Source organism: Streptomyces spiralis, assembly GCF_014654675.1.
Taxonomy (GTDB): Bacteria; Actinomycetota; Actinomycetes; order Streptomycetales; family Streptomycetaceae; genus Streptomyces; species Streptomyces spiralis.
Window position 1 is genome coordinate 1 of record NZ_BNBC01000123.1, and the last position, 2,253, is coordinate 2,253.

Annotated in this window: 1 protein-coding gene; it reads left to right on the top strand. The window is 61.5% G+C overall.

The window, feature by feature from the left end; translation table 11 throughout:
• Positions 1-1,007 precede the first annotated feature (1,007 nt).
• Positions 1,008-1,691: a hypothetical protein gene (locus tag IE318_RS44240; RefSeq protein WP_189908472.1), complete on the top strand. Its 684-nt coding sequence runs from the start codon at positions 1,008-1,010 to the stop codon at positions 1,689-1,691.
• Positions 1,692-2,253 lie beyond the last annotated feature (562 nt).

Consider the following 2,253-nt stretch of genomic DNA (forward strand, 5'->3'; position numbering starts at 1 on the left):
GATGAGTGCTGTCCTTCCGTGCGACGCATGAGGGATGGCACGCGCCGGTCGGGCGGGAGGACAAGACTGTGATGGGACCTTTGGCCGGGCTCCTATGAGGTCACAAACGCCCGACCGGCCGCGCGCAGGGCGGCACCACCCGAGTTGGCCGACATTTCATCAACAAGACAGCCTGGACGTCGGTCAGTTGGCGGGTCAGACCACCTCGGGCGGCACCACCGACATCCTCACAGTCAGCCGTGATGTCAGAAGCTCTCTGGTGTTGCAGGAAGGTGGCCTGGGTATACCACCGCTGTCGCGGGTCATGGGTCGGGTCCGAACTCACCGCGCCGCGCCAAGCCAGGTACGCCGGTATAGGTCATCCCGAAGCGCTACGAAGCCGGATTCGGACAGGCGAGCCGTAGGTAGTGGGACACTTCTCCCTGAGGAGCTGTCCATGTCTACCTGGCTCTGGGTTGTTTCCGCGGCTGGGATCCTCGTCCGTTCTGTCTTGGTGTCGTTCGCGGCAGTGGTTGCCGTCCTGTCGCCTGACGAGAGGCGTGCTCAGCGGGCCGAACGAATCCTGTGCATTCTCTTGCGGCAGCGACGTATCTGCTCGCCCGCAAGGCACCGCACCGTGCGGCCCGGTGCTTAGAAGGCGCATCGCTGGTTCGCCCGCAGTAGGCCTCCGACCTCAACAGTCGCGCGGACCGCTGGAGACTTGCGCGCCGACTTCGACACACATTCGACACCGTGTCTTCTGGAGGCCAGACAGGCAGCCGCGGATGTCCCGGCCACGAGCACAAGGTGCCTCTTCCGTACGGCTTGCCACTTCCTGGGCGCACCTCGGGCAATGGGTCGCGTACGAACTGGGCGCAGTATTCGTTGCCTGCCCCGATCGCCTGGAAGTTCTGGCGTGTGGGGCACAGGCTGAGGTCGACGGGCGAAACGCTGGCCGGGTGCCTTTTTCGCCGTCCATACGGAGTAATCCGCCAGACGAAGGATCGCGTTCTGGGCAGACTCGGGGCATGGAAGACGCTATGAAGAAGACGGCGAAGTCTCGTAGGAGGCGACGCTTCGAGTCCGTGCACAAATGGTCCGCGACGGGTGCTGCCGTTGGTGCCCTGTCTATTTCTCTTTACAACTTCGCTGAGCTGCAGAGGCAGCCCGCCGTTGATATGACGCTTCCTCACCTCATTCGCCTCGAAAAGCAGGACAACGAGGTTGGGTTCTATGTGCAGCCGACAGTCGTGACCAGGTTCAAGAGTGAGAGTATTGAAGTAATCCGCGACGCGCGTTTACACCTCACCCCCACTGGTTCCCTCTCTTCTTCGGATAGGCCAGCTTTCTATTGGAGGGAAACCGATACGTGGGCTTACAATCCGACCTCAGAGTCAGTCGATCCCACTTGGAGTAGTGATCCCGCCCCATTTATCGTCAGTCAGGATAAACCTCAACAGCCATCATTCAGGTTCGTGGCCAAAGACTGGATGTACCAGGCTGGCCGATACGAAGCATCCCTTGAGCTGCTCCGTTCAGCGGGTCGCGCTCCATTGATCAAGAAGTTCTGCCTGATTATTTCACAGGCGGCGGCAAATGAGCTAAAAAATCCACAGCCGCCGAGCCAGAATGTCCGCTTTTTTCGCAACGACCTGCCTAAGTACACCTCATCTAGCAATTACCCAAGCTGCTACCGGAGGGACACGGACTAAAGAAGACGCGGGCACGCCGTTGTGGAGCGTTCAGATCGTCTCGTGCCGCCATCGTGTCGGGTTGCCGTCTGCCGCTGCCGTCTGCCGTCGTTGCCGTCAGCGCTGCCATCACTGCGTCGGCAACATCCGTAGCCCGTGACCTGCACGAAACCGTGCTGTGCCCCCGGCAGGATTTGAACTTGCGACACCCGCTTTAGGAGTTCCTTCCGGCGGCCCAAGGGCTAGGTACGCGGCTCGCTGGCGTCCTGCACCGTGTCCGGCCTCGACTTCCCTGATACGGCAGGGTGCACCGGTGTTGCCGTCAAGGACTGCGGTCAGACCAGCGGTCTCGATGTCTTCTTGCCCTGGGTCTTGCCGGGGATCTTGATGAGCTGGGTTTTGCTGGTCAGGACGGTGTTCATGAGGGGCCGAGCGGTTGTCATGGGTCGTCGTTGGCCACTGTTGAGCGACCTCGGACGGCCCAGACAACGGCCCGGCGGCCCGTTCGGCCTACGAGCTGATCGGCAACTCCCGTGCCCGTACTCGCGCTTGGGCCCGTAGCTCCTTCAAGCGGCTGTGGAAC